Source organism: Paractinoplanes hotanensis (assembly GCF_023717965.1).
Classification (GTDB): Bacteria; Actinomycetota; Actinomycetes; order Mycobacteriales; family Micromonosporaceae; genus Actinoplanes; species Actinoplanes polyasparticus.
On the sequence record NZ_JAMQOL010000044.1, the window covers coordinates 85494 to 105466 of the forward strand.

Annotated in this window: 17 protein-coding genes and 3 pseudogenes; 3 read left to right on the top strand and 17 right to left on the bottom strand. The window is 70.1% G+C overall.

The window, feature by feature from the left end:
• Positions 1 to 161: 161 nt before the first annotated feature.
• A pseudogene (locus LXN57_RS48645) lies at positions 162 to 320 on the bottom strand (DUF1707 SHOCT-like domain-containing protein); the annotation flags it as partial.
• 108 nt (positions 321 to 428) lie between these two features.
• Between LXN57_RS48645 and LXN57_RS30575 the strand changes: the two are divergent.
• Positions 429 to 1079 (top strand): class I SAM-dependent methyltransferase, encoded by a 651-nt coding sequence (locus tag LXN57_RS30575; RefSeq protein WP_251801642.1) that lies wholly within the window; start codon positions 429 to 431, stop codon positions 1077 to 1079.
• Positions 1080 to 1535: 456 nt separating this feature from the next.
• Here LXN57_RS30575 and LXN57_RS30580 read toward each other — a convergent pair whose 3' ends face one another.
• Together LXN57_RS30580 and LXN57_RS30585 are read right to left on the bottom strand one after the other, a co-directional pair.
• Positions 1536 to 1976, bottom strand: coding sequence for a PIN domain-containing protein (locus tag LXN57_RS30580; protein ID WP_251801643.1), 441 nt, complete (start codon positions 1974 to 1976; stop codon positions 1536 to 1538).
• Entirely contained in the window at positions 1973 to 2887 is a 915-nt protein-coding gene (locus LXN57_RS30585; protein WP_251801644.1) for a hypothetical protein, read from the bottom strand. The genes LXN57_RS30580 and LXN57_RS30585 overlap by 4 nt, the downstream gene beginning before the upstream one ends.
• A gap of 243 nt (positions 2888 to 3130) precedes the next feature.
• On the opposite strand from LXN57_RS30585, the gene LXN57_RS30590 reads away from it, so the two are divergent.
• On the top strand, positions 3131 to 3400 hold the full coding sequence (locus LXN57_RS30590) for a winged helix-turn-helix domain-containing protein (RefSeq protein WP_438872932.1): 270 nt from the start codon (positions 3131 to 3133) through the stop codon (positions 3398 to 3400).
• A 67-nt stretch (positions 3401 to 3467) separates the two neighbouring features.
• On the opposite strand, the gene LXN57_RS30595 is transcribed toward LXN57_RS30590, so the two are convergent.
• From LXN57_RS30595 to LXN57_RS30630, 8 genes and pseudogenes are all read right to left on the bottom strand, one after another.
• A complete protein-coding gene (locus tag LXN57_RS30595) occupies positions 3468 to 4718 on the bottom strand; it encodes an MFS transporter (RefSeq protein ID WP_251801646.1) in 1251 nt (416 codons plus the stop codon).
• A 142-nt stretch (positions 4719 to 4860) separates the two neighbouring features.
• Positions 4861 to 5733: a zinc metalloprotease HtpX gene (gene htpX, locus LXN57_RS30600; protein WP_251801647.1), complete on the bottom strand. Its 873-nt coding sequence runs from the start codon at positions 5731 to 5733 to the stop codon at positions 4861 to 4863.
• A gap of 133 nt (positions 5734 to 5866) precedes the next feature.
• Positions 5867 to 7330: an NADH-quinone oxidoreductase subunit N gene (locus LXN57_RS30605; RefSeq protein WP_251801648.1), complete on the bottom strand. Its 1464-nt coding sequence runs from the start codon at positions 7328 to 7330 to the stop codon at positions 5867 to 5869.
• A complete protein-coding gene (locus tag LXN57_RS30610; RefSeq protein WP_251801649.1) occupies positions 7327 to 8826 on the bottom strand; it encodes a complex I subunit 4 family protein in 1500 nt (499 codons plus the stop codon). Before LXN57_RS30610 ends, LXN57_RS30605 begins: the two co-directional genes overlap by 4 nt.
• Positions 8823 to 10712: an NADH-quinone oxidoreductase subunit 5 family protein gene (locus LXN57_RS30615; protein WP_251801650.1), complete on the bottom strand. Its 1890-nt coding sequence runs from the start codon at positions 10710 to 10712 to the stop codon at positions 8823 to 8825. Before LXN57_RS30615 ends, LXN57_RS30610 begins: the two co-directional genes overlap by 4 nt.
• Positions 10709 to 11080, bottom strand: coding sequence for an NADH-quinone oxidoreductase subunit NuoK (gene nuoK, locus LXN57_RS30620; protein WP_251801651.1), 372 nt, complete (start codon positions 11078 to 11080; stop codon positions 10709 to 10711). The genes LXN57_RS30615 and nuoK overlap by 4 nt, the downstream gene beginning before the upstream one ends.
• Positions 11081 to 11466: 386 nt before the next feature.
• A pseudogene (locus LXN57_RS30625) lies at positions 11467 to 12030 on the bottom strand (NADH-quinone oxidoreductase subunit J family protein); the annotation flags it as partial.
• The gene (locus tag LXN57_RS30630) at positions 12027 to 12668 is read right to left on the bottom strand and encodes a NuoI/complex I 23 kDa subunit family protein (protein ID WP_251801737.1); all 642 of its coding nucleotides are present in this window, start codon (positions 12666 to 12668) and stop codon (positions 12027 to 12029) included. The gene LXN57_RS30630 and the pseudogene LXN57_RS30625, both read right to left, overlap by 4 nt.
• Before the next feature lie 108 nt (positions 12669 to 12776).
• On the opposite strand from LXN57_RS30630, the gene LXN57_RS30635 reads away from it, so the two are divergent.
• Complete coding sequence (locus LXN57_RS30635) at positions 12777 to 13334, top strand: Uma2 family endonuclease (RefSeq protein WP_251801652.1); 558 nt, start codon at positions 12777 to 12779, stop codon at positions 13332 to 13334.
• Positions 13335 to 13352: 18 nt separating this feature from the next.
• Here LXN57_RS30635 and LXN57_RS30640 read toward each other — a convergent pair whose 3' ends face one another.
• The 6 genes and pseudogenes from LXN57_RS30640 to LXN57_RS30665 form a co-directional block, all read right to left on the bottom strand.
• Entirely contained in the window at positions 13353 to 14312 is a 960-nt protein-coding gene (locus LXN57_RS30640; RefSeq protein WP_251801653.1) for a complex I subunit 1/NuoH family protein, read from the bottom strand.
• Positions 14312 to 15007, bottom strand: coding sequence for an NADH-quinone oxidoreductase subunit C (locus tag LXN57_RS30645; protein ID WP_251801654.1), 696 nt, complete (start codon positions 15005 to 15007; stop codon positions 14312 to 14314). Before LXN57_RS30645 ends, LXN57_RS30640 begins: the two co-directional genes overlap by 1 nt.
• 55 nt (positions 15008 to 15062) lie before the next feature.
• Positions 15063 to 16364 (bottom strand): DUF2252 domain-containing protein, encoded by a 1302-nt coding sequence (locus tag LXN57_RS30650; RefSeq protein ID WP_251801655.1) that lies wholly within the window; start codon positions 16362 to 16364, stop codon positions 15063 to 15065.
• A gap of 10 nt (positions 16365 to 16374) precedes the next feature.
• The gene (locus LXN57_RS30655) at positions 16375 to 16971 is read right to left on the bottom strand and encodes an NADH-quinone oxidoreductase subunit B (RefSeq protein ID WP_221376914.1); all 597 of its coding nucleotides are present in this window, start codon (positions 16969 to 16971) and stop codon (positions 16375 to 16377) included.
• Between the two features lie 129 nt (positions 16972 to 17100).
• Positions 17101 to 18525: pseudogene (locus LXN57_RS30660) on the bottom strand (pyridoxal phosphate-dependent decarboxylase family protein); the annotation flags it as partial.
• A gap of 106 nt (positions 18526 to 18631) precedes the next feature.
• Positions 18632 to 19960 (bottom strand): MFS transporter, encoded by a 1329-nt coding sequence (locus LXN57_RS30665; protein WP_251801656.1) that lies wholly within the window; start codon positions 19958 to 19960, stop codon positions 18632 to 18634.
• Positions 19961 to 19973 lie beyond the last annotated feature (13 nt).

The following is a 19973-nucleotide window of genomic DNA, read 5'->3' on the forward strand; positions in this document are numbered from 1 at the left end:
TCGACGCTCACCGCGACCAGCGCGTAGACCACCAGGTTGACCACGGCCAGGGCGGCCCAGATGGTCCACAGCACGAGCATCGCGGTGGGCAGCCGGCGGGCGCGGCGACGCTGCTCGGACTCGTGCCGGGAGCGCACCTCGTGCGCGCTCAAGCCCGGACGGGGCAGGTCGGTGAGGAGCATCAGCAGCTCCTGGTAGGTCTTGGACGCGTACGCCCGACCGACCCGCTCGTCGTACTCGTGCAGGGTCAGGCGGCCCTCGTCGAGCGCGGTCTTCAACTGGTCGGCGACCTTCTGCCGATCCGTGTCGGCGGCGCGCATCGTCTCGATGTCAGCCCGGACATCTTTCGCCATCGGACGCTCCTTTACGCACCCCGTCGATCGCGTCAGGCTATCCGAGTCGCACGAGCGCCCGGCAGGGGGAAAACCATGAGATTGCGCCTCGAGAACCTTCTTCAGCACAGGTACGGCGATGTGGTCGAGCGCCACCGGACCGCATACGACCAGAGCGCCGCCGCCGAGCGCGACACGCGCACCAAGGACCACTGGAAGCTGGACGAGCGGGCGGCCTTCCTCGACCGGTTGCGCGCCGCCGACGCCCGAACCCTGCTCGAGGTGGGCTGCGGAACCGGCCAGGACAGCCTCTACTTCCAGCAGGAGGGCCTGGAAGTGCGGGCCGTCGACGTCTCCCCCGCGATGGTCGAGCGCACCCGGGCCAAAGGAATCGAGGCTTCCGTACGGGACGTTCTGGATCTCCGTTTCCCGGAGTCGACCTTCGACGCGGTCTACTCGCTCAACACCCTGCTGCACGTCCCGAACGCGGACCTCGACGCCGCGCTCCGGGCGATCCGCACGGTCCTCGTGCCGGGCGGGCTGTTCTACCTGGGCGTCTACGGCGGCGAGGAAGAGGAGGGCGTGGCCCCCGAGGACGTCCACGTGCCGCCGCGGTTCTTCTCGTTCCGCTCGGACAAGCAGTTGCTGACGTACGCCGAGCGCGCCTTCGAGATCCTCGACTTCCATATCTACGACGCCGGCGCCGACCTGCGTTTCCAGTCGCTGACCTTGGTCAAGGCGCTCTAGCTGTACGTCATGACCGATAACCGGCTCCGGCCCGAGTCCGTAACACCAATAGGGCGATCGACAACGCGACCATGGCACCGGATCCGCCCGACATAACGGGATACGCCGGACTGCCAAGCTGGTGGATCGGATAGCCAATCAGCGGAGACACGAAGGTGAATCCGGCCGACGCCCAGCACGACGGAACCATCACCGGGGCTGCCGTTGCAGCTCGTGTCGAACCCGATCTCAAATCACGTCAACCCGCTCATCGGAGGTCGTCACCCATGCCGTAGCCGTCAACGCCGACGGCTACCCCGGTCGAGTGATCAATGATGACCTTGCTCATTCTCCGATGGTCGGCGGCGGACGGGATGGCGGTGAAGGCAAGCGGGCGCGTTGGGCTTCCCTCCAGATTCCGAAAACCGCTCGCCAGAGACGACCGAGCCCGGCTGGACTCACTGGCTCGCAACGGGATCAGAGATCTGGATGAATTATCTTCAAGTCCGGGAAGTGGTCGGAGATAGCCTGAAAATCTCTGAGGTTGTTGGTAACGATAGGCAGATTGGGCGTGACTGCCAGTGCGCAAGCCGCAGTCCATAAATCATTGGTCCCTCCCTTATGGAGGTGTCCAGATAGTTTTGAATGCATGCGCGCCCATAACTCGACTACCTGAATGGAGTAGGGAACGACCACGAACGCTTTGAGTTGAGTCTGGAGCTGAGTAATTCGTTTTGCTCCCCACTGAAGGCGGTAAAAGTTGGCCAGCAACTCGCCCCAGGTAGCGAAGCTGACAGCCATCTCTCGATTTCGCGTGAGAGCCTTGAACGATTCGCCGTTACTGTGCCCCGTTACCCAATAACTGATGACGTCCGTGTCGACAAGAACCGGCCCAGGCGGGATGTCTTGTGCTCTCATTCGGCGAGTGCCACCAGGAATGCATCGCGCTCGGCGTCGGTAAGGTCGTCGATTGCAAGTTCATCCGGCTGCACGAACCCGGAGGTGTTCTGCTCCGCCCTTAGCGCGTCGAAGCTCAAGGGTTGCCAAAATGAATCAGCGTCGAATTCGAGCTGTACACTACGGACAATCGCACGCAGCTCCACGTTACGGGCCTGAGCCGTCCGCATGTCATAGTGAACGAGCCCCTCGACTCCGGTCTGCGACCGGAGCGCCTCCTGAATTTCGTCTGCGAGGTCCGCGGCAAAGCTGACGGTGACTACTCCGCCGCTGGCTAAGCGGAGCTTCGCGGTATTGCCCTCAAAGTCCGCCTCGAAGAGGACACCGACAAGGGTTTCGTCTCGGGCGGCCGGCGGCCGTTCACTGATTTGCTGCATTCGTGTGCGGACGGCGGCGTCGATCCTTGCGCGACGCGGCTCTCCGGCGACGAACGAGGTGCTATCAATCAGCGTGATCGCTGTGTTGCGATCGCCGATGCCAAGTTCGGAAGCCATTCGAGCCACGGCGGCGGCAAGCTGTGTATCCGTTTCTGGATCATCGCTGGTTATCACATCGAGAAGGCGACTGAAGGCCATAAAACTCAGGTCAGCGACGGGGATCGGAAGTTCCTCATCAGACGGTTCGGCTGAATCGGGAAGTCCGAGAAGCTCGACAAAGCTTCCAGCTTCCACGCCGATGAAGCGGAGCCGCGATGCGCTCTCGATCGCTTGGTTGTGTCGTCCCGTGGTGCCCCGTCGAGGGCGTCCCAGGACGAGGTACGCGGCTCTCGCGATCGCACGTTCGAGTCCGAGGATGATCCGAGCAACGTCGGCGGCCGCAACGCGGCCCGGCTCAGCGTCAGGGCCCTCAAGTTTGGCCCGTATCTCCCTCATGGTCCTAGGCTCCTACACGCGGTGTAGACGGGTCTAGCACTTCCTACGCTCTAACTGCTTCGTGAGCCAGGTTTGAGCGGCTTGAAACGTGCAGGTGCAGGTCCGGAGCGATGTAACTGCGGCGGACCTGCATCTTGACCACGGACGAACGTTATGTCGTCGCGCTGTCAGCCACTTCAGTATCGACCAAGGTGGTCTCATGACAACCTTCCATAGCTAGCTTTGGCTAGTCAATAGCTTGTCATGGGTGATCTACTCCGAACGCCGACCGAGGAGAGCACCGTGCCGCCGCGCTATCGATATGAAGAGATCGCTGATGATCTGCAGAAGCGGATCGAGGCTGGGGAATTTCGGCCAGGATCACGGTTGCCGAGCCGGCGGGAGCTCACGGCGCACTACGACGTGACTACGCCGGTGATCGACCGTGCGATGCAGATCCTGCGGGTCAAGGGGATCACCGAGACTCTTGCCGGCGTCGGCGTGTACGTCCGTGACACGTCCGGTGATTCCTAGAACAACAGTGTCCATGCCGGCAAAGGGGCGACACCCGCTCCACGCGTCGCCCCTTTGCCAGCATGAGCTACACCGGTTCTGCGGCCAGGGCTTCGCGCAGGCGGTCGGTGGCGCGCTCGTCGGCTCGGGCGATCGAGCCGTGGGGCACCGCGGCGACCACGGCGGCCACCGTCAGTACGCCTGCCACGAGGGCGAAGGCCCAGCTCAGGCCGCCCGGCTGGTCGACGATCGCGCCGGCCAGGGCACCGCCGGCGGCGCTGCCGGCCACCGAGACGGTGACGACCCAGGTGTAGGCCTCGTTGAGCATCGCGGGCGGGGACAGGCGGCCGACCAGGTTGGTTTCGACGGTCAGGGCGGGGGCGATCACGGCGCCGCCCAGGACCAGGGCCATGCCCAGCCAGAGGGGGCTGGGCATGAAGGCCAGCACCAGGAAGCTCAGCGCCACGCCGCCGAGCAGCCAGGCGAACTGTCGCGGCAAGGCCATCGCGGGGCGCCGGGTGCCGAACCAGATGCCGCCGAGGGCGCTGCCTACGCCCCAGATTCCGAGCAGTACGCCGCCCAGGCCGTCGCCACCGCCGTGCTGGCTCGCGTAGGCGGGGACGATGACGCCGGCCGCGCCGAAGCCGATGCCCAACGCGATGACGCAGACCAGCAGGGCCGGGAAGCCGGAGACCTTCAGCGGGCCGAGGCCGCGGGCCTCCATGGTGTGGGCGTGCCGGTGGTGGCGCCGCATGACCGGCAGCCGTGAGATCACCAGGGTGCCGATCAGGGTCGCCGCCGCGGCTCCCACCAGGGCGGCGGCGGGGCTGGCGACCACGACGAAGCCGGCCACCAGGATGGGGCCGAGCACGAAGACCAGTTCGAACAGCGAGGTCTCGGCGGCGATGGCGGCGCCGCGCAGGTGGTGCTGACCGCTGCCGGGCTCGGTCATGTCTGTCCACGCGCGACGGATCGCGGCGCTCAGGGGCGGGTAGGTGGCGCCGGCTACGGCGGCGGCCACGAAGATCGCGGACTGCGCGCTGATCAGCACCAGGGCGATGAGGGCGAGCGGGTGCAGCACAGCGGTGATGACGAGGATCGGTGCGGGGCCGATGCGGTCGGCCAGCCGGCCCGCGACCGGGCTGATCGCCGCGCCCGCGAGGGCGTAGAGGCCGCCGGCCAGGCCGGCCACGGCGTAACTGCCGGTGGCCTGCTCGACCAGCAACAGCAGCGCGAGCGGGGTCATGCCGATGCCGAGACGGGCCAAGATCCCGACGCTCAGAAGAACCCGTCCGCCCGGCAGATGCCAAACGCCCAGGTACTGACGCAGCGCGGTCACTTCACACTCTCCTCGGTAATGAGTCAACAGGCCTTCGGACCTTAACGCCGGGGCCGCGCGCAACACATCCGGAATACGGGGGGTGGTGTTCGGAAACACAGAGAGGGGCCGCCCTGTCGGACGGCCCCTCTCGGACGGAAGGTCAGCGGACGTACTGGATGGCGCCGGCCTGCTCGCGCAGGCGGGCGACGCGCTGCTCCATCGGCGGGTGGGTCGAGAACAGCTTCGAGATGCCGCCGGCCCGGAACGGGTTGGCGATCATCAGGTGCGCCGCGCTGGTCAGCTGGTTGTCGGCCGGCAGAGGCAGACGCTGGGCACCGTACTGAATCTTCTCGAGAGCACTGGCGAGAGCCAGCGGGTCACCGGTCAGCGTCGCGCCGTCGGCGTCCGCCTGGAACTCGCGGTTGCGGCTGATGGCCAGCTGGATGATGGTCGCGGCCAGCGGGCCGAGGATCAGCATCAGCAGCAGTGCCGCCGGGTTCGGGCTGTCGTCGTCGTCGGAACCACCGAGCGGCAGGAAGATCGCCAGGTGGGCCAGGCTGGTGACGATGCCGGCCAGGGCGCCGGCCACGCTCGAGATCAGGATGTCGCGGTTGTAGACGTGCGACAGCTCGTGCCCGATCACGGCGCGCAACTCACGCTGGCTGAGCAACTGGGTGATGCCGGTGGTCACGGCGACCGCCGCGTGCTCCGGGTTGCGGCCGGTCGCGAACGCGTTCGGCTGCATCGTCGGCGAGACGTACAGACGCGGCATCGGCTGCCCCGCACTGGTCGCCAGCTCGCGCACCGTCTGATGGAGCCAGGGCGCCTCGGCCTCGCTGACCGGCCGCGCGCGCATCGCCCGCAGAGCCAGCTTGTCCGAGAAGAAATAGGAGCCGGCGTTCATGGCCAGCGAGAGGAAAACCGCGAACACGAGACCGCCACTGCCGCCGAGCCAATAGCCGGCGCCCAGGATGATGGCCGTCAGCAGACCCAGCAGAGCGGCCGTTTTGAGACCGTTGTGATGGCTGTGCAACAGGAACTCCTTCGATCTGCGGCCCGGTAGGGCCACACATCCATGGAACGCCGCCGGCCTGCGGTTTCATCCGGGCTGCGCTGTGAGTTCGCTGTACGCGATCAGATGGTTACGTGCGATGTGGACAACGGCTCTAGGTGAGCGCGTTGAACAGGAGTTGCGGAGCGAAGCCGAGGGCGACGGCGGCGGCCGCTGCGGTGATCAGGGCCGCGGCCACCGGGCGGGTCACCGGCAGGCGCGGGTGCAGGGCCGCTTCCAGCAGGTCGGGGTCGGCCACGGAAACGCCCACCCTGGGTGGGGCGACGTAGAGCAGAGCTCCTACCCGTACGTAGTAGGCCAGGGCGATCACCGCGTTGAGGGCCACCGCCACGGCCAGCCAGGTCTGGTCGTTCTCGATCAGGGCGTCGACCACAGTGACCTTGGCGAAGAGGCCGGCCAGGCCGGGTGGCAGTCCGGCCAGACCGGCCAGGGCCAGCACCAGGGCCGCGCCCAGCCACGGGGAACGACGGCCGGCTCCGCGGTAGGCCGCGATCTCGCCGCCGTCGGCGCCGGGCGGGCGCAGCGCCGCGACCACGCCGAAGGCGATGAACTCGAGGACCACGAAGAAGACGGTGTACGCGGCCGCTGCCTCCAGGCCGTCGGCGCCCAGCGCCAAGGGGGCCAGGATGTATCCCGCCTGGGCGATCGACGACCAGGCCAGCAGGCGGACCATGCGGGTCTGGCGCAGGGCCACCAGGTTGCCGACGGTCATGGTCAGCAGGGCCAGGAAGGCGGTCAGGGCGGCCGCGTCGAGGCGGCTGACGATCGCGGCCAGGGCCAGGACGCCGCCCAGCTTGGAGGCGGTGGAGAGGTAGGCGGCGACCGGCAGCGGCGAACCCTCGTAGGTGGGCGGGGCCCAGGCGTGCAGGGGCACGGCCGCGACCTTGAAGGCCAGGCCGATGACCAGCAGGGCCACGCCGGCCGTGGCCACGGGGGCGGTCACACCGGCGCCCTCGATCAGGCGGTCGAAGTGCAGGGCTCCGGTGGCGGCGTAGTTCAGGGCCGCGCCCAGCAGGGCGATGGCCGTGGAGACGACGCTGATCAGGAAGAACGTGACCGAGGCGGAGGCGCCCGACGTCGTGACGCGTTCGCCGGGGGCGAAGCGGCGCAGGCCCACCAGCAGATAGAGCGGCAGGGTCAGCGTCTCCAGGCCGACGATCAGGGTGATCAGATCTCCGGCGTACGCGACCACGACGCCACCGGTCATCGAGGCGGCCAGCAGGAAGCAGAACTCGCCGACCGGCGCCGTGCCCAGGCGCAGCGACGGGGCCGAAAGGGCCAGCACCCCGACGGTGAGCAGGGCGAACACGACGGCCGAGGTGGCTGCCAGCGGGGTCGGCGCCCACGAGCAGGCGCTGCCGTTCGGATCGCAGAACGTGCCCGCCCGGGCGCCGGTGACGATCGCGGCGACCACGGTGGCCAGGCCGCCCGCGGTCAGGGCGCCGACGATGGCGGCGCGGCGGGCGATCAGCAGGTCGGCCAGCAGCACCAGCACGGCGGTGCCGGCCGCGGCGTACAGCGGCAGCAGCGAGATGTGGTCCACGGTCTGGGCCCTCATCGGAGCGCCTCCGTCAAGGCTCGTACGGGAGCGCTCGTCGCGGCCAGCACCAGGCCGGGCGCCACGCCCACGGCGAGCGTGAGGATCACGAGGGGTGACCAGGCCAGCCACTCCGCGCGGGTGACGGCGTACGGCTCCGCCACCGCCACCGCCGGGCCGTGCGTGACCTTGCGGAGCAGACGCAGGAAGTATGCCGCCGTCAGCGCGCCGCCGATCGCGGCCAACACGGCCAGCGTCACCCACAGGCCGCCGCCGCGCTGCACGGCCGCGACCACAGCGAACGCCTCGCCCCAGAAGCCGGCCAGGCCCGGCAGGCCCAGCGACGCGATGGCGGCGAAGCCGAGCAGGCCGGCCAGCCGCGGTGCGGTCTCGCGCAGGCCGCCGAGCTCGGCCAGTTCACCGGTGTGCGCCCTGTCCTTGATCGCGCCGGCCAGGAAGAACAGCAGGCCGGTGATCAGCCCGTGTGCCACGTTGCCGAGCAGCGCCGCCTGCAGGCCGGTCGCGTTGAGCGCGGCGATGCCCAGCAGCACGAAGCCCATGTGGCCGACGCTCGAGTAGGCGATCAGGCGCTTGAGCTCGGTCTGGCGCAGGCAGATCAGCGCACCGGCCAGGATCGCGGCCACGGCCAGGATGCCGAGCAGCGGCGCGGCCCACTCGGCGCCCAGCGGGGCGACGCCGACACCGACCCGGATCAGGCCGTACGTGCCCATCTTGAGCAGCACGCCGGCCAGGATCACCGAGCCGACCGTGGGGGCCTGGGTGTGGGCGTCGGGCAGCCAGGTGTGCAGCGGCCACAGCGGGGCCTTCACGGCGAACGCGAGGGCGAGCAGGGCGAACGCGGCGTACTGCGTCGAACGGCTGAGATCGGCGCCACCGGTGAGCCGGGCCAGGTCCCCGGTGCCGGCCGCGACGGTGACGGTGATGACGCCGAGCAGCAGCAACACCGAGCCGAACAGCGTGTAGAGCACGAACTTGCGCGCGGCCCGGCGTCTGTCCTCGCCGCCCCAGCCCGCGATCACCGCGTACATGGGCAGCAGCACGACCTCGAAGAACAGGAAGAACAGGAGCAGGTCGAGGGCCAGGAAGGTGCCGAGAATGCCGGCCTCGAGGACCAGCAGCAGGGCGACCAGCGTACGACCGGAGCCGCCGGCCGGGACCCGCCACATCGTGTACGCGCAGCAGAGCACCGTGAGCAGGCCGGTCAGCGCGACCAGGGGGTACGAGACGCCGTCGACGCCCAGGTGGAAGTCGAGGCGCAGCGCGGGGACCCAGGAGACGTCCAATTCGGCCCACGGCCGTACGGCGAGAGGGGTGGCCGAATAGGCCGGCCAGGCGTCGTCGCGGGCGAACGCCAGCAGCGCGATCGGGATCAGGGTGACCGCGGCGAAGATCGTGCCGGTGAGGCGGGCCGCGCGGTCGAGGCGTGCCGGGAGCAGCGCGAGCACACCCGCGCCGGCAGCCGGGACGAGCAGGACGGCGAGCAGGGCCACGGTCATGCGGCAGCTCCGAACAGAACGGCTACAGCGCCGAGGAGCAGGGCGCCGGCGAGGACGGCTGCCGCCGCGGCGGGCAGCGGAAGGCGGTGGGCGTAGGCGAGCGCGGCGCCGACGCGGGCGGTGGTGGTGCCGGTGCCCTCGACGGCGGCGTCCACCACCCGCGTGTCGACTGTGATGACCGCACGAGCGAGCGCCCTGACGGGTCGTACGAGAAAACGATTTTGAATGTCATCGAGGCGGAAACCGGCCGCCAGCAGGGGGCGGGCGCGGCCCAGGGCCATCGCGGGATCGACGCCGGGCACCGCGCGCCACAGCCACCAGGCGGCCGTCGCACCGGCCGCGAGCAGGATCAACGGCAGGACGACGGCCACGCTGAGGTGGGGTTCGTCCAGTTCCAGGGCCGTACGGAAGCCGGGGGCGTACGCGGCCAGGCCGAGCAGCACCGAAGGGATCGCCAGCAGCAGGATCGGCCATCGCATCGCGCCCGGCGGATCGTGCGGGGTCGCGGGCCGGGTGTAGCGGGCGTCGTCGAAGCCGACCTCCCAGTCCGGACCGTCGGCGCCATGCGCGCGGGAGCTGCCGAGGAACCCCCAGAGCAGCAGGCGGGTCGCGTACCAGGCGGTGATCGCGACGGCGAAGAGCGCGGCGATCCAGACCACCCAGCCGACCCAGACCGGCGCTGTCTCGCCGCCCTCGGTGGCGTGCGCAGCCGCGGTCAGCACGTTCTCCTTCGACCAGAAGCCGGCCAGCGGCGGGAGGCCGGCCAGCGCGCCCAGCCCGGCGACGAACGCCCAGAACGTGACCGGCATGTGCTCGCGCAGGCCGCCCATGCGCGAGAGGTAGTTGGTGCCGACCGCGTGGATGACCGCACCGGCCGCGAGGAAGAGCAGAGCCTTGAACGCCGCGTGCGTCAGCAGGTGGAACAGGGCGGCGGCAGGCGAGCCGACGGCGAGGGCGCCAGTCATGTACCCGATCTGACTGACCGTCGACCAGGCGAGAACACGCTTCAGGTCGTCCTGGGCCATCGCGCTGAACGCGCCGAGCAGGATCGTGATCGCGGCCATCACGCCGAGCACGGCCAGGGCGGCCGGGGACTGCTCGAAGAGCGGGTACAGGCGGAATACCACGTAGACGCCGGCCGCCACCATCGTGGCCGCGTGGATCAGGGCCGAGATCGGGGTGGGGCCGGCCATCGCGTCGGGCAGCCACGTGTGCAGGGGGAACTGGGCGCTCTTGCCGGCCACCCCGGCCAGGATCAGCAGCAGCGCGGCGGTGTGCGGCGGCTGGGCCAGGACGTCGGCCAGGCGGCTGCTGCCGGCGTCGACGATCAGGAAGGCCACGCCGAGCAGGAAACCGATGTCGCCGACGCGGGTGACCAGGAACGCCTTCACGGCCGCGGCGGGCGCCTCGGGCAGGCGGCGGTCGTGGCCGATGAGCAGGTAGGAGCAGGCGCCCATGATCTCCCAGCCGACGACCACGCCGATCAGGTCGCCGCTGGTCACCACCAGGAGCATGGCTCCGGTGAACAGGCTGATCTGCGCTGCGTACGGGGCGTAGCGCGGATCGTCGTGCAGGTAGGCCACCGAGTAGATCTGCACGAACAGAGCCACCGTGGCCACGGCCAGAGCGACGTAGAGGGCGGCGTGCCCGATCGAGATGCCGAGCGTGAGGTCGATGTCGCCGAGGCTGACCCAGTGTGCCGACAGCTCGACCGGCTTGGTCGCGAAGAGTAGAACGCCGAGAGTCACGAGCAGTGAGACGGCGGCGCCGGCGATACCGAGGGTCGCGGCGGGGCGGCGACGCTGTGTGTCGTCGCCGGGCGGCAGGAGCAGACCGGCCAGACCCAGAAGCAGCGGTACGGCGGGAATCAGGACGGCGGCGTTCACCCGGTCACCCGCTCGTGGTCGTGCTCGTGCAGCGCCACGTCGTCGAGCACCACGTCCCGGCGCAGGCGGTAGTACTGGAGGATGATCGCCAGGCCGACGCCGACCTCGGCCGCGGCCAGCACGATGATGAAGAGCGCGAAGATCGCGCCGGCCCTCGGCTCGGGGACCGGGTAGGCCCAGGCCTCGGGCTGGACGCCGGCGAGCGCGGACTTGATGGTGGCGTCGGCGGCGACCAGGATCAGGTTGACCGCGTTGAGCATGAGCTCGACGGCCATCAGGACGAGGATGGCGTTCCGCCGGCGCAGGACGCCGTAGACGCCGAGCGCGAAGAGCAGACCGGCGATGACGTACGGGATGACCGCGTGCATCAGGTCTCCTCGTCGTCCTGGGCGGGGGGCTTCGGCAGCGCCCTCGGCGACGGGCCGGGCAGGGCCCGGTCGTTGCCGCGCGGTAGCGCCCGGTCGCTGGCCGGTGGCAGCGCGCGGGTGGGGTTCTCGTGGCTGGTGCCCTCGATGACCCGCGGCCGGCCCTCTTCGGATATCTCCGGATTTCCCGGTGGGCCGCCCAGGGTGGGGCCGGCCTCGCGCGCGCGGAAGACGACGTCGTGGGCCTGCTCACGGAGGACGTCCTCGCGGGTCTTCACGCCGGCGGTCTCGGTCGGCGGGGCGCCGGCGGTCTCGGCCGCGCGCTGAGCCCGGAGCCGATCCTGCGCGGCGGCCTGGCGGGCGGCGATGCGCTCGAGCCGGGCCTTCACCTCGTCCGATTCGTCGACCGGGCCCGGCGGGGGCACGTCCGCGTCAGCCGGGGCGTTCGGGTCGGGACGGGCCCCGATGTCCGGGCGGGAGAGGACGATCGCGCCGACCAGGGCGGCCAGCAGCAGGATCGACAGCACCTCGAACGGCAGCACCCAGGCGCCGAAGATCTGCTCGCCGACGCGGCGGCCGGTGCCGGTCGGGGGCAGTTCGAACTCCGTCCAGCGGAACGCGTCGATCAGCAGGACGGTCAGGCCGAGCCCCACGCCGCCGCCGACCAGGGCGGCCGGCAGTGCGGGACGGTCGAGATCCGGGGACGGGCCGATCGGGGCCCGGGTCAGCATGACGGCGAACAGCAGCAGCACGACCACCGCGCCGACGTAGACCAGGATCTGCACCCAGGCGACCAGCTCGGCGCCCAGCACGAGGTAGAGGCCGGCGGTCGCGCCCAGGCTGACCACCAGATAGAAGCCGGCGCGGACCAGGTGCGCGCTGGTGACGACGAAGACGGCGGAACCGACCGCGATCGCGCCGAGAGCCAGCATCAGCGCGTCCGCTACGGTCACCGGCCCGTCTCCGGTTCGTCCTTCTCGACCGGCGCTGCCTTTTCAACCGGCGCTGCCTTTTCAACCGGCTCGGCTGCGGCTTGGGCGGCGGGGCGGCGTACGGGAGGCCTTGCTGTCTTGGCGGCCGTGGCCGCACCCGGACCGGCTGCCTTGCGTGCCGCCGTGGCCTCCTCCTTCGAGGGCTCACCGAGCACGTCGTGAGCCGGCGGCGGAGGCACGGTGCGCATCCACTCCCCCAGCCTGTCCTTGTCGTGCAGCAGGTCGAGGACGTCGGTCTCGGCGTACTCGAACTCGGGCGTCCAGTGCAGCGCGTCGAACGGGCAGACCTCGATGCAGATGCCGCAGTACATGCAGAGCGAGAAGTCGATGTCGAACCGGTCGAGCACATTGCGCTGCCGCGACCGCGCCGCGCCGGGGACGACGACTTCTTCCTTGTGCGAGTCGATGTAGATGCACCAGTCCGGGCACTCGCGGGCGCACAGCATGCAGACCGTGCAGTTCTCCTCGGAGAGGGCGATGACCCCACGGCTGCGCGGCGGCAACTCGGGTTCGACATCCGGGTACTGCTGGGTGGTCGACCGCTGCGTCATCGTCTTGAGCGTGACGGCGAGCCCTTGCACCAGCCCCTTGCCGGGCATGCCGCGCTCCCCGTCGTCACTCACAAACGCATATCCTGCCCCGTCACCCCATTTGATGCGAGCACACCCCCGTCAGATCTTCCGGTAGGTTTTCCGCGAGGGGGACCGATGAGCGCTGTCAGAAACGACTGGACCGCCGACGAACTCGACGCTTTCCCCGAGGACCATGTCCGGCGCGAGGTTCTCGACGGTGTCTTCCGGACGAGCCGCTCCCTCCCGAGCAGCCATCAAGCCCTCACCGCGCTTCTGGCCGTCGAACTCACCCGAAGCTGCCCCGAGCACCTGCTCGTGACCCATGCGAACGAACTCGTGCTGAGCCCTCGGCGCCGGATAACCTCCGACGTTCTGGCTGTGAACTTCTCGGCGGCCCAGCCCGACACCAACAAGTTCCACCCGGCCGACACAGCCCTCGTCGTCGAAGTCGTCTCGGACGGCTCGGAACACATCGACTCGGTCATCAAGCCTGCTTACTGCGCCGAGGCAGGGATCCCGTTCTACTGGCTGGTTGAGACCAAGGACGGGATCACCGTGAGCGTGTACGAGCTAAACAGGGACGAGAAGATCTACGAGCCGCTGGAGACGTTCAGCGGCGACGACACGATCGTCCTCGACCGTCCGTGGCGGATCGAGATCCCGCTCAGCAGCGTCCGGCCGCGCAACCTGTGACGGACCCGGTCACGCTGCTCACGTGATCACCTTGACGGCCGCCGTCAGCACGAGCTGCCCCAGCGCCACCGGCACCAGGACCAGCCAGCAGAGCCTTTGCAGCTGGTCCTCGCGCAGCCGGGGGTAGCTCACGCGGAACCAGATGATCACGAACGAGACGGCGAAGATCTTGACCAGCGTCCACAGCCAGCCGAGCTGGTCGGCGAACGGGCCGTGCCAGCCGCCCAGGAACAGCACGGTGGTCAGGGCGGCGATGACGACGATGCCCACGTACTCGGCGAGCAGGAAGAACGCGAACCGCAGCCCGGTGTACTCGGTCATGTAGCCGAAGACCAGCTCGGAGTCGGCGATCGGCATGTCGAACGGCGGGCGGCGGATCTCGGCCAGCCCGGCGATGAAGAAGACGATCGCGGCCGGGGCCTGCCAGAGCAGCCACCACGGGCGCCAGGCCTCGACGATGCCGGGCAGGCTCAGCGTCCCCGCCGCCATGGCGACACTGGCCGCGGCGAGCACGAGCGGAAGCTCGTACCCCAGCAGCTGAGCCGCCCCGCGCAGGCCGCCGAGCAGGCTGTACTTGTTGGCTGAGGCCCAGGCCGACATGAGCACGGCCAGCACGCCCACGCCGAGCACGGCCAGCACGAAGAAGAGCCCGACGTCGAGCGCCTGGGCGACGAGACCGTTCGGGCCGAGCGGAATGACCAGCAGAACCAGCAGGTACGGGAAGAGGGCGACGATCGGGGCCAGCCGGAAGACCCGCCGGTCGGCCTCCCCGGGCGCGACGTCCTCCTTCTGGACGAACTTCACCCCGTCGGCGACGAGCTGTGCCCAGCCGTGGAAGGCCCCCGCGTACATCGGGCCGAGCCGCCCCTGCATGTGGGCCATCACCTTGTGTTCGGCCTGCCCCACCACCAGCGGCAGCACCAGGAAGGCGGCCACCACGGCGACCACCCGCACGATGAGATCGAGCCAGACCGGCATCAGGCGTTGTCCCCGTCCTCTTCCGGCGGTGGAGTGGGCGTGCGCGGAGTCACGGGGCGTCGCGGGCGGGCCGGAGCGGGTGGCGCCTGCCCGGCCTTGGGGCCCCACTCGTTCGGGTCGGGGACGCCGGGTGGGCGCATGGGAGCGCGCTTCGCCGTGCCGGCCTCGGACTCGCCGGGCTCCTTGGCGCCGGGCCAGGCCTTGGCCACCCGGGAGGCGAGCACGAACTCCTTACGCAGCGGGTGGCCCTCGAACCCGGGTGGCAGCAGCAGCGGCCGCAGGTCGGGGTGGCGGGCGAACGTGATGCCGAACATCTCGTACGTCTCGCGCTCGTGCCACGCGGCCCCGGGAAACAGCTCGATCACCGACTCGATCACCGGGTTGTCGCGGGGAACGAGCGTGCGCAGCAGCAGGGCGTGCCGGCGCCGCGTGGAGTAGAGGTGTGCGACCACCCGGAAGCCCTCGTCGAGCTCGTCGACGGCCGAGAGCCAGTCGAAGTAGTCGCAGCCGAGAGCGCCGTTGTGCTTGGCCGTCCCCACGGTTTCCCACCATCGGGCGACCGGGACGTCGACCACCGCACGCTCGTGCCCGGGGCCGCCACCGGAGAGGCCGGCGACGATCTCGCCCGGCGGCGCGTCCGGGGAGTCGTCCGTCAGCAACGCCACCAGGCGCTCACCGACCTCTTCAGGCGTCATGGGCTCATCCTATGATCCGACCGGCCGCCCGCAGTCCCCGCTGCGGGGTGTGGGATCAGAGACCGGGCAGGCGGCCGTTGCGGAAGACGTCGACGAAGTCCTGGTGGTCCTCGCGGGCCTGGTCGCCGTAGCGGTGGGCGAACTCGACCAGGTGCCGCACGAAGCCGGGCTCGTCCTTGTCGATTTCGGCCACGATCGCCTCCTCGGTCGAGAAATCGACCAGGTCGTGGCTGGACTCGTCGTCGGCCACCGAGTGCATGCGGGCCACGGCCCGGCCCAGGTCGTTGATGACCCCGCGCAGCTCGTCGGGCTCGTTGACATCGGACCAGTCGAGGTCGGCCGCGTACGGGGAGACCTCGGCGACCAGCTGGCCGACACCCTCGAGAGTGGTGTAGCCGACCCACGGATCGGCGTGCGCCTGCAACGCGTGCTGCGACTCGGCGGTGCGGTGGCCCTGGTGCTTGAAGTACGACCGCACCCGGTCGTCGTCGACCCAGCGCGCGACCGCCGGCACCTGGGCCTGCTTCATGTAGATGACGACGTCGTTCTCGAGCGCCTGGGTGTGTCCCTCGAGCAGCAGGTTGTAGGACGGCAGGCCGGCCGAGCCGATGCCGACACCCTTGCGCAGCTTGATGTCCTTGATGTTGGTCGCCACCGGACGACCAGCGGCGGGCAGCGTCTCGAGATAGCGGTCGAAGGCCTCGCGCACCGCGGCGCCGGTCGTCTCGTCGACCTCGAACACGCCGTCGGCCAGGGCGAAGCGGCGCTCGTAGTCGTCGATCGTGGTCTGCGCGTCGAGCAGGTCGATGCGGGTGTTGAGCCGCGCCTGCTGGAGCACGCGGCGCAGCACGCCGGCCGCGGTGCCGAGGGTGATCGAGCCGATCGCGTCGTCGCCGCCGCGCGCGATGGCCCGCAGCTCGGTCAGGTAGGACTGGGCGAAGCCGGTGACCAGCTGCGAGATGTCGTCGTCGGAGAGGGCTTTCTGGTAGCCGATCAGCGCCAGGCTCGCCGAGAACCGCTTGAGATCCCACGAGAACGGCCCGACGTACGCCTCGTCGAAGTCGTTGACGTTGAACACGAGCTGGCCCGACGAGTTCATGTAGGTGCCGAAGTTCTCGGCGTGCAGGTCGCCGTGGATCCACACCCGGCTGGTCCGCTCGTCGAGGAAGCTCGAGTCCGCGTACGCGCCGGTGAGGTCGGCATAGAAGAGCGAGGCGCTGCCCCGGTAGAAGGCGAAGGGCGACGCGGCCATCTTGCGGAACTTGCGCCGGAAGGCGGCCGGATCGACGGCGATCAACTCGCCGAACTCCCTGGTCAGAACGTCGATGATGAAGTCGGCCCGCGACTGATCGCTCATAGTGCGGAGATTAGTCCCCACTTGCCGCCGGCGGGGCCACCATCGGGGCGGGCGGAGCAACCAACGGGGAGGTCAGCGCCGCCGCATCGCGGCCGGCACCAGCCGTTCGGCCCGCGGCAAGTGGGTCAGGCCGGGACACTCCGCCCGGACCGGACTGCTCGGCGGCGATCTTCTCTTGCAGGCGCAGGATGCCGTGCAGCAGCGCCTCGGGCCGCGGCGGGCAGCCCGGCACATAGACGTCGACCGGGATGATCTGGTCGACGCCCTTGGTCACCGAGTAGGAATCCCAGTAGGGGCCGCCGCAGTTCGCGCAGGAGCCGAACGAGATGACGTATTTCGGCTCGGGCATCTGGTCGTAGAGCCGCTTGATGGCGGGGGCCATCTTGTCGGTGACCGTGCCCGACACGACCATGAGGTCGGCCTGGCGCGGACCGTGCGCGAACGGGATGACCCCCATGCGCATGAAGTCGTGCCGGCTCATGCTGGACGCGATGAACTCGATCGCGCAGCACGCCAGCCCGAAGTTGAACACCCAGAGGGAGTAGCGCCGGCCCCAGTTCAGCACGAACTTGATGGGTTCCCCGAGCACTCCTGGCAGACCGGCCACGACGTCAACCTACTCCGCGGCCGCGGGCGGTGTGGTTGCGGAGCGCTGCCGGTGCAGCGGATGCCCGAAGAACGGGCTGCCCGAGGCGGGCGGAGGCTCGGCCGGCGGGCTGCCCGGCACAGGCGGCGCCGGGCGTTGCAGCAGGCTGAGGAAGCCGGTGAGCAGCGCCTCGCGCAGGGCGGGCGGGGCGACGTTGAGCAGCGAGTTGACCGCGGCCATGCGGGTGAAGTCGCCGGCGCCGAGCCCCAGGCCCTCGGCCAGGCCGCCGATCAGCTCGGGGGTGACCGTCTCGGGGGTGAGCACGGCCGCCGCTTCGAGCAGCTGCGCCGGGATGTCGGCCGGGCCGGAGGCCTGTGCCGCCGCCACCGCGGCGGCCAGGTCGGGGCCGAACTCGGCGGCGGTGGCGGCCACCGAGGCGGTCACCGTCAGGTGGATGGTGGCGGGCATCTTCTCGTAGGCCATCTGAGGCTGGGTGTGCCAGCCGCGGGCGGCCAGCTCGTCGGCCAGCACGAAGAGGTCGACACCCTCGGCGGCCAGGCAGACGACGCTGGTCTCGGGCGGGGCGAACAACCGCACGCCCTCAGTGGTGCGCACAGCCTCGGCCAGGACGGACACGGCCTCGCGGGTGCGGGCGGCGAGCTCGAGGTAACCCGCGTCGCCGATGTGTCGGAGGGTGGCCACGGCCGCGGCGATCGGACCGCCGGAGCGGGTGGAGGAGATGACCGGATTGATCATGGTGTAGCCGGGCCAGCCGGCGTACGCGAAGTACTGCGGCAGGCGCAACGCCTCGTCGCGGTGCAGCAGGATCGAGACGCCCTTGGGCGCGTACGCGTATTTGTGCAGGTCGACCGAGATGCTGGTGACCCCGGGGACGGCGAAGTCGAAGGGCGGCAGGTCGGCGCCGAGGCGGCGCAGATAGGGCAGCACCCAGCCGCCGAAGCAGGCGTCGACGTGGAAGCGCACGCCCCGCTCGGCCGCGGCCGCCGCGATCCCGGCGATCGGGTCGACCACGCCGTGGGCATAGGAGGGCGCGGACGCCGCCACCAGCACGGTGTCGGGGCTGATGGCCGCGGCCATCGCCCCCGGGTCGGCCCGCAGATCGTCGCCGACCGGAACCACGTCGAGCGCGACGCGTAGATAGTGGGCGGCCTTCGCGAACGCGGCGTGCGCGGTCGAGGGGATCACGAGGCGCGGTGTCGCGAGATCGGGCCGGGAGTCGCGGGCCGCCTTCACCGCGAGGATCAGCGACTCGGTGCCGCCGCTGGTGACGCTGCCGACCGTGTGCTCGTCGCCGCCGAGCAGCCGGGCCGCGGCGCCGACCAGGGCGTTTTCCATCGCCAGGAGCGACGGGAAGGCCGTCGGGTCGAGGCCGTTGACGTGGGCGGAGATGGCGTGGGCGGCGCGGGCCAGATCGTCGAGACCGTCGAGTGCGGGGTCGTAGACGTAGGCGAACAACCGGCCGCCGTGGGTGGGCAGGTCGGCGACTCGCAGCCCCCGCAGCTCGGCAAGGATCTGGTCACTCGGAACGCCCTCTGCGGGCAGCGCCTCGAACATGGCGAGAACGCTAGCTGACGCGGGCGGAGGGGATAAGCGTCTTCGGTCGGTGCTGGGCCCCGACGAAGGTACTGGGTCGCGCCCGGCTCGGGCGGTACCGAAGACGCTATCGGGAGACGTCCCGGTAGGCGCGTAATAGAACGACCGCGAAGCCGACCAGCACGGCCGGCAACACGGTGAAGCCGAGCAGCACGCCGAGCCGTGCGGTGTCGTCCTGCGGGGCGGCCTCGCCGCTCGACGACGAGACGTATCCGAAGACTTGGAGCACCAATGCGAACAGCCCCGGCCCGAGCGCGAGCCCCAGGGTCTCCCCCGCCGTCCACAACCCGGTGAAGACGCCGGCCTGGCGGCGGCCCGTGCGCTCGGTGTCGTAGGCGATGCAGTCGGGCAGCATCGCCATCGCGAAGACCTGCTGCCCCGCGTAACCGACGCCGACCACAGCCACCAGCAGATAGACGGCCAGGGCGGGCAGCGCCGGCGCGGCCAGCAGCGCGAAGGCGCCGGCGGCGAAGAGCAACGAGCCGGCGGCCAGCGAGCCGGGCTTGCCGATGCGTCCGCCGACCCGGCTCCACAACGGCATGACCAGCAGGGCCGGCCCCACGAAGGCCGCGAAGAGGAAGGTGGCGCCCGACTCCCGTCCGACGACGTGGTCGGCGAAGTACTGCACGCCGGCGAGCATCGTGCCGATGCCGATGGCCTGAATGATCCAGAGGAGCAGCAATGCCCGGAAGGGACCGTTGGCCATCGCGATCCGGATCTGCGTCCGCAGGTCGGGCTCCACCGCCTCGACCGAGCGCGAGTCGGCCGTGCGCGTGCCGAAGTAGACGCCGAGCGTGCCCACGACGATGAGCGCGCCGACGAAGACGCCGGACCATCGGTGGCCCGCCAGGCCGCCGCCGGTCTGCTCGACGACGAGCGGGGCGAGGGCGCCCGAGATGAGGATGGCCAACGCCAGCACGGCGACCCGCCAGGTCATCAGCCGCGTGCGCTCGGCGTATCCGTCGGTCAGCTCGGCCGGCATCGCCACATAGGGCACCTGGAAGAACGCGTACGCGGTGGCGGCGGCGAGGAAGGCGAGGGCGACGTACGCGCCGGCGCCGGCCCCGCTGCCCACCGGCCCGGCGAAGATCGCGGCGAAGAGCACCGCGAGCAGCAGACCCGCGACGAGAAGGAAGGGCCGTCGATCGCCACGGCGGTCCGAGATCCGGCCCGCGATCGGGTTGACCAGCACGTCCCACGCTTTCGGCAGCAGTACGAGCAGACCCGCCACGCCAGCCGCCACACCTAACGTATCGGTCAGATAGGGCAGCAGGAGCAATCCCGGCACGGTGCCGAAGGCCCCCGTGACCAGCGAACCCAGCGAATATCCCGCCAAAACACGACGTGGCAGGGCGGCCGCCGCCTGTACACCGGGAGTGGGATCAGCGGTCGTCATGACCGCGGATGGT